Raw genomic sequence first — 1,278 nt, forward strand, 5'->3', positions numbered from 1 at the left:
AAGTCATTGACAAAATCATGCAGGACAGTGTGGCCGCCCACAAAATCGCCGATGTGGAGGTTGCCGGGTTCCTTTCGGGCGGGGTGGATTCCTCGTATATCACCTCGCTGGCAAGACCGGCGCGCTGCTATACCATCGGCTATGCCGAGGAAGGCTACGACGAAGCCGGGGAAGCCGCCCAGCTGACCCGGGTCCTGGGCATAGAGAACCGCGTCCGGCGGATCACTCCGGAAGAATTCTGGGACGCCATCCCCGCTGTGCAGTACCACATGGATGAGCCCCTGGCCGATGCGGCAGCGGTGGCGCTGTATTTTCTCAACAAGGAAGCGGCCCGGGATGTAAAGGTCTGTCTTTCCGGCGAAGGCGCCGATGAATTTTTTGCCGGGTACAACATCTATAAGGAACCGTTCACCGCCGTCTGGTATGACCGGCTGCCCGCCGGGCTGCGGCGCTTTTTGGGCAGCATAGCCCAACGACTGCCCGCCATTCCGGGAATCAATTTTCTGATGCGTCGGGCGCAGCCCCTATGGCAGCGCTACTACGGCAACACCGCCCTGCTGACCGAACGGCAGAAACGGCGGCTGCTGCGCCACGACTACCACAGCGTCCTGCCCTTTGATCTGGCACGGCCTTACTGGCAGGCCAGCACCGGCCTGGACCCGGTGACCCGGATGCAGTGGTGCGACCTGCACCTGTGGCTGGCCGGGGACATTCTGCTCAAAGCCGACAAAATGAGCATGGCCCACAGCCTGGAACTGCGGGTGCCCTTTCTGGACCGGGAGGTGTTTGCCCTGGCCCGCCGCCTGCCACCGGATGCCAAGGCTGACGCCCGCCAGACCAAAAAAGCCCTGCGGGCAGCCGCCGCACTGCGCCTGCCCCGCCCCAGCGCCCAGCGCAAAAAGCGGGGGTTCCCGGTACCGGTACGGGACTGGCTGCGCCAGCCCGCCTATGCCGCCCGGGTACGGGCCGCCTTCGACAGCCCGGCAGCCGCCCGCTTCTTTCAGGTGCGCCAGCTGCATATATTGTTAGACCGGCACTTGCGGCGCCGGCAGGACAACTGGCGGCAGATCTTTTGTATCTACTGCTTTCTGGTTTGGTATGAGCAGTTTTTTGGGAGTGATGCGGCATGAATTTGTGTGAGCTTTTACAGGCTACCGACGGCGTTGTGCTGCAGGGCGACGCCCGCACCGAAATCCGGGACCTTTGTTATGATTCCCGGGCCGTAACGCCGGGAGCCTTGTTCGTTTGCCTGCCCGGGTTGCACACCGACGGCCACAA

Annotated in this window: 2 protein-coding genes; both read left to right on the plus strand. The window is 63.0% G+C overall.

Features of this window, described 5'->3' with window-relative positions:
* Positions 1–1,130: asparagine synthetase B family protein (locus tag H6B10_RS14540; RefSeq protein WP_204652253.1), on the plus strand; the 1,130-nt coding region annotated here is incomplete at its 5' end.
* The coding region (locus H6B10_RS18885) for a Mur ligase domain-containing protein (protein ID WP_345941856.1) at positions 1,127–1,278 on the plus strand (152 nt) is incomplete at its 3' end. The genes H6B10_RS14540 and H6B10_RS18885, both read left to right, overlap by 4 nt.

Origin of the sequence: Gemmiger formicilis, from assembly GCF_016901605.1 — a bacterium.
In the GTDB taxonomy this organism is placed as follows: domain Bacteria; phylum Bacillota; class Clostridia; order Oscillospirales; family Ruminococcaceae; genus Gemmiger; species Gemmiger formicilis_B.